General features: G+C 34.3%; 6 protein-coding genes and 1 pseudogene. 2 read left to right on the forward strand and 5 right to left on the reverse strand.

Annotation, left to right across the window (positions count from 1 at the left end; all coding sequences use genetic code 11):
* Window positions 1-11: 11 nt before the first annotated feature.
* The 4 genes and pseudogenes from CWATDRAFT_RS39605 to CWATDRAFT_RS09690 form a co-directional block, all read right to left on the reverse strand.
* Window positions 12-1,628: pseudogene (locus CWATDRAFT_RS39605) on the reverse strand (CHAT domain-containing protein); the annotation flags it as partial.
* 117 nt (window positions 1,629-1,745) lie between these two features.
* Window positions 1,746-2,771 (reverse strand): IS701 family transposase, encoded by a 1,026-nt coding sequence (locus CWATDRAFT_RS33250; RefSeq protein ID WP_071892215.1) that lies wholly within the window; start codon window positions 2,769-2,771, stop codon window positions 1,746-1,748.
* An 81-nt stretch (window positions 2,772-2,852) separates the two neighbouring features.
* Window positions 2,853-3,116 (reverse strand): tetratricopeptide repeat protein, encoded by a 264-nt coding sequence (locus tag CWATDRAFT_RS09685; protein WP_268742249.1) that lies wholly within the window; start codon window positions 3,114-3,116, stop codon window positions 2,853-2,855.
* Window positions 3,117-3,245: 129 nt separating this feature from the next.
* Entirely contained in the window at window positions 3,246-4,685 is a 1,440-nt protein-coding gene (locus CWATDRAFT_RS09690) for an NF041680 family putative transposase (protein WP_007304761.1), read from the reverse strand.
* A gap of 79 nt (window positions 4,686-4,764) precedes the next feature.
* Here CWATDRAFT_RS09690 and CWATDRAFT_RS09695 point away from each other — a divergent pair, with 79 nt between their 5' ends.
* Together CWATDRAFT_RS09695 and CWATDRAFT_RS09700 are read left to right on the forward strand one after the other, a co-directional pair.
* The gene (locus tag CWATDRAFT_RS09695; RefSeq protein ID WP_007304759.1) at window positions 4,765-5,160 is read left to right on the forward strand and encodes a hypothetical protein; all 396 of its coding nucleotides are present in this window, start codon (window positions 4,765-4,767) and stop codon (window positions 5,158-5,160) included.
* A gap of 331 nt (window positions 5,161-5,491) precedes the next feature.
* Complete coding sequence (locus CWATDRAFT_RS09700; RefSeq protein WP_007310327.1) at window positions 5,492-5,677, forward strand: hypothetical protein; 186 nt, start codon at window positions 5,492-5,494, stop codon at window positions 5,675-5,677.
* A 73-nt stretch (window positions 5,678-5,750) separates the two neighbouring features.
* Here the strand turns inward: CWATDRAFT_RS09700 and CWATDRAFT_RS09705 are convergent, their stop codons facing one another.
* A complete protein-coding gene (locus CWATDRAFT_RS09705; RefSeq protein WP_007304760.1) occupies window positions 5,751-7,400 on the reverse strand; it encodes a helicase-related protein in 1,650 nt (549 codons plus the stop codon).
* Between the last annotated feature and the right edge of the window lie 133 nt (window positions 7,401-7,533).

Consider the following 7,533-nt stretch of genomic DNA (forward strand, 5'->3'; position numbering starts at 1 on the left):
TCTCTGGGGTTTTATATACTTAATAATGATTCTCTTTCACCATTGTTTAATTGTTGTTGTTTTTGTTTCAAGTTTAAACCTATTTGTAAACTGGGAAGATAAGATATTATCCAATTTTTATTATTGAATAAGTAATGTAAGGGTAATCTATGTAAGTCTTGATGGGGAATTAAGATTAATTCTTTAATATCTTTTAAGTCTTTTTCTATCTCAGAAATACCTAAGATGTTTTTTAAGTTTTCTAGGCGATCGCTGATATTAATTCGCCAAGGATGCTCTTTTTTGTCTTCTTTCTCTTCATCTTGTTTACTTCTATAGTCTTGATAATCTTCGTCCCATTCTTTTATCCATTTTTCGAGTGATCCCCCCCAACCCCCCTTAGTAAGGGGGGAGTTTTTTGATAGGTTTAATGGTATTAACTCATTCTGCTTGATAATGAAAGTAATTAATCCCATTGGACTATTAAACCAGTAAATAATTGCTTTCTCAGGAGTCAATAAGCTTTGTATTTGTTCATAACTGGGATAAATATTAGAGGTTGTTTTTAGTTTATTTTCTGTTTTATATCCTTCGAGAATATGAGTTAAACGCCGATTTTTCTCTAATTCTGAGTTGCGTAATGCTTCGATAATTTCTCCTTTCTCTAAAAGAACATTAACGGTTAGTTGACGAAAGGTTAAAAATTTGGCTTCTAGTCTTAATCTTTGGGTTTTGCCTTCAATGGGAACCTGATCTAATAATTGATTGAGTAGTTGTAATCCTTGGAATAAATAATCATCAGCGTTGTCTTTATCTCCCTTTGCTAAATAAACTTTAACTAAATCTTGAATCACTTCTAAGCGTAATTCGGGGAACTGTTCAATGGTTAAAGTTTCTAAGGCACAATGATAACTATTAATAGCGTTATAATATTCTTGGTGTTTATATTGCGCTACCCCAATTTTATGATGTAAATATCCCCATCCTTCGGGGTGACTGTCTTGATAAATATGTTTATTTAAGGGGTAGCGATAACTAATTAATCGTCCTTCGTATCCCCGTATATTTAACTCAGGGTTCAACCGAGAAATTGACTGTAGTTGAGATTGATTAAGAAATTGTATTAACTTGTCTGAGTTGGGTTGTTGTAAAAAAGAAATGAGATCACCAAAATCTCCTGTTTCTAGGGATTGAAAATAGTTAATTAGTTGTCTGGAAGCGTCGGTTAATTCCAGTTGAAATGTATCTATAAATTGACTTTCTACCCGTAATATATACCCTTCACTTGCAGTTGATAAACTTGCTGCTATCCCTCGGTTATTCCAAGCTTCATGAAAATCTGGTTTCAACTGTAATGCTTTGTCATAAGATGCGATCGCTTCATCGAACCTTCCTAAGTTACCTAAAGCTATCCCTCGGTTATTCCAAGCTTCATGAAAATCTGGTTTCAACTGTAATGCTTTGTCATAAGATGCGATCGCTTCATCGAACCTTCCTAAGTTATCTAAAGCTAACCCTCGGTTATTCCAAGCTTCATCATCATCTGGTTTCAACTGTAATGCTTTGTCATAGGATGCGATCGCTTCATCCAACCTTCCTAAGTTATATAAAGCATTCCCTCGGTTATTCCAAGCTTCATCTTTATCAGGTAGGAGTTACGCATTGACAAATTAACTTAAATATGAGTAGCTTTAAAGAGAGACAACGATCGCTAATTATTAGAGTCATTAAAATTGACGTAATAATAACAATAACTAATCTATAAATTAGGCTGATAATTTCAAATTTATTTGCTCTAAAATAAAATTCCGATTAACTTCAATAGACAATTCTCTTTGGAGTTGATACCAATTATCAATTAACTCATTAGCTCTCATTAATTCAAGTTTAATAAAAGCCCGTAAAGAACTAAAGAAATGGGTCAATATAGCTTCTGATTTTCTGACTATAAATTTATTGATACCACATAATTGTTTGAGCGCACGATGGTAACATTCAATAATCCAATGAGTTGTTTTCAACAAAGTAAATAGAGTTTTATCTGTTTCTCTTAAGTCTTTATTTTCTTGGTCAAATAAAATATAAAAACGAAGCATCCCGTTTTTGAAATGTTTCTTAAATACTTTAACTTCGCCAAACTCTTTTAAGTAAACAATTGTCCCATTTTCCTCTATTTCTAAGCTTTCAACGGATTGATATTGTCCTTTAACGATTGATACTTGTCGATTTTTAGCTATTCCTATCATGAAACCTAATTCTTGTTTTTTCAAAAATTTAAGGTTCTCTTTAGATGAATACCAACTATCACCAGTTACATAAATTGGCCTCAGTCCCCAAGCTAAAACTTCCGATAGCATCATCCGAAAATAATCATTTTTAGACAGATCATCTTCTTTATCATAAAGTCGATAATTTAGAGGGAGTGAAATTCCATTAGGGTCAGTATATAATAAAGTAACTAAATTAATTCCTTTGATAGTTTTATGTTTATTTCCTGACCAGAAATAACCAATAAATTTACTTAATTTAGGATTACTATAAAGTTTTTCAATGACTGTATCATCAATACTTAAGGTTCCCCCACTCAGTTCAATGTGCTGTTTAAATTCATTGAATAAATCAACAGGTTTATAGCTTTCTCTTAATAAAAAACGGTTAACACTATCATGAGATAAATCCTCAAATATCTCGGATAAACGATTACAACCCGAATATTTGGATTCAGCAATTAAATAGTAAGTATAGAGTTCTAAATGACATTTAGCCGTTGATTTCTTCGTTATAGTTCGGATATCTACCTCCAGTTCTTATAATCCTCTCTATTTTATCAGTTTTTTGCTTTTTGTTAACAGCGATCGCTTTCTCTGTTTGGACTATGCACATTGTAAACCATCTGTCAATGCGTAACTCCTATCAGGTTTCAACTGTAATGCTTTGTCATAAGATGCGATCGCTTCATCCCACCTTCCTAAGTTAAATAAAGCTACCCCTCGGTTATACCAAGGTTGATCTTTATCTGGTTTCAACTGTAATGCTTTGTCAAAAGATGCGATCGCTTGTTCATATTGCTGAAAAGTAGACATTAATTCTCCCAAATAATACCATCCTCGATAATCATTAGGATATTGTTGGGTTATTCTTGGACTTTGGACAAAAAAGTTTGTTAGCGTATATTTTACGCTAAACTAAAATCCCAAAATATCGGCTCTGTATCAGTCAATAAAATTGGCTAACAAATAGGGCTAATCTATAGATTCTGAGGAAAACTAAGGAGCTTTTAAGTTTTTAGTTGATTTTTTGCTCCCTTTCTTGATAACATCATGACGAGTTCGTGGGGCTTTTTTGTAACCTTTAATACGTCCGGAAGAAAAACCTCGACGTTTGGGAAATTTGGCGAAAGTCCCCAAGGTCGTAATTATTCTTGAAAAGTCTCTTTGAACTAGACTAGGGGTGATTTTGATAGATTTATTAGTCTTCAAATACTGTTCCCAATCACGGGGTAAAACCACAGCTAATTTTCTGGCAGCCCACAAATTTACATAAGAAAGAAGTGTTAGTTTAAACCAATTTTCTTCATGATGTACATCGGGAGTTAAATAAGATGTCATCAATAATCTTTGTTTACCAAATCGAAAAAGATGTTCCATGTCATAACGTTGTCGATAACACTGATAACAATCAACTAAACTTAACTCATCGCGCCGAGAACCAATAACAATAAGCCACATAGGTTTCCAAATACTATTTCTTTCTTGATCTCTGACAACAATCTGGAGTAAAGTAAAGGGGTGATTGTTCATTTTATAGTTTTTAGTTCCTCTCATTAACATCTGTTTCCATCCCGAAATAGTCACTGTTAATTGACGACCTTTTTTCGTTGTAAAGGGAACATGATGAACTTCATCAGGTTCAGTCCAAGTTTGGTCATCTTTAAGGTCAAATTTATCCCCATACCAACGGGGATGTCCCGAAGTTTTGGCTTGATTTGGGTCCCGAATAAATTGACGATAAAAAACTCGGTCACTTCTAACTCTTGTAATAGTAACTACCTCTTCATGCTTAACTTGTTCCCCAATAAAATCCTTTTGGCTGTAGTCACTATCAGCCACTAAGACAGATAATTTATCAGAAAATAAAGAACTTTGCCAGATTTTTTTTAGTTGTTGATTGCCTTGATTTACTCCTTTATGTTTAGAGGGGACTCGCTCTCCTGATAAGGGGACAGCCCAAGGGACTTTTTCTGTGTCTATTTGGTCAGGTAAAGCGCAGACAACGGAATAACAATGTCCAATATTAATGGGTTTATTTCCCTTAATTGGATTGGGGTAATGAATAAAGGTTTTATCCGCTAACGTTTCGGCAAACCGTCGTGGACAGGGAGTTGTGTCAATACCAAATAAGTTATAATGTTTTGAAGTGGGAGGAATTGTTCTCGATACCGCTGAAAATAAAGTCTCAATTCTCTGTTCATAATTAGGGTCAGTTTGAGTGGGTAAAAACTCTTGAATTCCTCTATATAAACTGTTATAATCTCTTCTAAATAAAGGATTGAGAGACAATTCAACGACTGAGTGAGCTTGTTGGTTACTGGAGAGGGCCTCGAGTAATTCTATAATAGTTTCTTTTCTAGCTTTTAGTCCTTGGAAGAGGTTAGACCTCCACACCAGGAATTCCTCGACAGACGTAGCCGTTTCATTTTTGGTCATTTTTAAAATTTATTACCTTATAAATTAGCGGAATATATACGCTAACATCAAAAGAGGTTGTTTGTTACAGTTAAGGCTAATGTCATCACATTCCGAACTTAAGACCAGTCAAGATGTCCACCTGAGAGCCAAACAAATTAAGAGTCTAATTCGCTCTCTTAAACAGAAAATAAAGAAAATTGAACGGGAAGGGGAAGTAGCACCAGCTAATTGTCATATTATTCGTTATCAGGTTAATGGAAAGGGAACAATCTACTGGTATTATAAACTACAGGCTGCTGAATCAATTTTTCCTATGGCCACTAATAATGATAAAAAAACCAAATATAAATATTTAGGACGAGCCGGAAGTTCTGCTCATATTGATGCTGTAGAAAAACTCACTAGAAGAAATCTCATTGATGAATTAGAACGAGTCATTCAATCTCTAACTGAAAGCTACTTAGATATCTATATTGGAACCGAAACTGAATGAAGCTATTTAATATTTAAAATCCCCTAAAAAGATGGAAAGAGAGTTTTTAAAATCACCTTAATTCTCTATTTTAGCTCTGGAGATATGTTTAGCGTAAAATTTACGCTAACAATTGTTTTTTATCCAAAGTCCAAAACTCTAAACTCTTACTAATTATCTCTTAAAAGAAAAAATAATGGTTAAATTTTATGTTAATTTGATAATATTTTAAGATGATATCCAATTAATTGAGTGATAATAAAAGTAGAGAAAAGAATAGAGTATAACTCTATTTACCCCCAGACGTATTGAAGGAACTATCGTTAACATTAGGATAAGAGAGGGTTTATTTATGAATAACTTTGAGCTTAGATGTTATCTAGAAACCTACAACGATCCTCACTATTGGGAAGGAAAACGATTTGAAAAGGATTCATTGCGTCAGAAAAGTTGGCAAGAATGTCGTCAAATCACTGATCATTTTTACAATGAATTAGTTATCCGTGGTTATTTGACCTTAAAAGACTCTCCACATTAGCAGAAAGCTATGGATGAGTCTATACTTTAATAGGAAAAAAAAGACCGTACAATTAAGTACGATCTCTTAAAAGCTATGGTGAATTAGCAATCTGTTCTAACAACCACATTCCTAATAATTTAGATAGTCCATCATTGGACTCAGGACAGCCAATTTCCGTCAAACAACGAGGACACCCCATATCCCCACAATCACAATTAGTTGCTAATTCTAAGGCTTTTTCCACACAGTTATCCCAGTCATTTACCAACGCTTCTGTGGTGCCACAACCTTCATGAACACTATCGAAAATATAAGCGATTGTCCGATGAGATGTTCCAATATTAGCCGGTCTTTGTTCAGTATAACTGCTCAAATCTTGATGACTAGCTAAGAATAACAAAGGAACTGTTTTCGTTAGCAAGTGACACAAAGAATGCAAAGCTAAATGCACTGGTTCATAGCTAAAAGTCGGACTTAATTGATGGGGAATATCATCAGGATTATGGTAAGTTTTCAAGATAGCTTTCTTGATTTCTTGAGCCTTATTGGTAATCGCTGTTGCTAAGGTTTCGTTAACTTCAATCCTCAAAAGAGGAACTTCTATGGTTGTTTCTAAAGGAGGTTTAAACTCAAACTTAGCAATTTCTTGGGTATTTAATCGTTGTTTGAGTGTCCACCCACAACCAGGACATTTAGTCATCTGAGAAGCTTTCGGAATCTGATAATGACTACAGTTTCGGTTAATACAAGTAGGGGCATAAACTAACTGTAACTCTTTGAATCCCATGACTTGTCGTTTAACTTTTCCCCAATAGAAAATCAGTCTTAAATTCCCATTGGGAATAGCTGTCTTGACTATGGAGGGGTCTTCTAATTTAGACAAAGGTTCAACGGCTAATTGTACATCAGGTTTGGTTCGTTTATCTGACGAATTTTCTAATTCAAGGAAAGCTTTGTTTTGTTTTAAGTCAAGTTCTTTACATCTCCATACATTAGTTTTTCCCTCTGACGCTGTTAAGTAAATAGCACCAGTATGACATTCTTTATGAGCGATGTATAAACTCATTTCTTCTAATATCTTAGAAGTCTTTACATCAATTAAGGAAATAGTCTCATCTTGAATCCCTCTCAGAGAGACGTATTTATGGGGATACCCTCTTTTCCACAGTCGTTTTCCTAATGACCAAGATAACTGCTTCTGCTTCAATAATTCAGCCGTAACTAAATCACTTTTGTCTCCAAAATATTGAGTGACTTCATCACTATTTAATCCTCCTTCTGCTGCTGCACATAGAAGATGACGACTGAGAATTGAAGGATAATTAGGTTGAATTTTGACTTTTTCTACAGGAGATAGTAATCTTTGAGGTTGTGTGGCATAATAATAATCAATATGGTTATTACTATCAGGAATAAAGATAATTAAACCTGGGGATTTCCTGCCACACCGTCCCCCTCGTTGCCAGAAACTATTCAGACTGGAAAAACCCCTTAAAACCACAAAATCCAATTCAGGTAAATCGATTCCTGCTTCGAGACAATTGGTGGTAATTAGGATTTTAGTTTCACAATTACTTAGTTGTTCTATTCGTTCTTTTCTTTGTTCACTTCTTAAAGAACCATAGAATAAATCAACGGATGAAATATAGCCTCCATGATGATAAGATAATAAAGAAAAGATATGTTTAGCTGTTTGTCTAGAATTTACAAAGACTAATCCTTTTAAGTCAAAGTTGAGCAAGGCACTGATAAGATTAGTAGAGGCAAAGTTAGGAGAATTCTGGGGATTGAAACTAACAACGTTTTCTCATGAGATTTAGCCCCACTTTCATTAATTAGGCAACTTGGGTAGAAGGTCCGAGCCTGAGCTGTAT

Source organism: Crocosphaera watsonii WH 8501, assembly GCF_000167195.1.
GTDB lineage: Bacteria > Cyanobacteriota > Cyanobacteriia > Cyanobacteriales > Microcystaceae > Crocosphaera > Crocosphaera watsonii.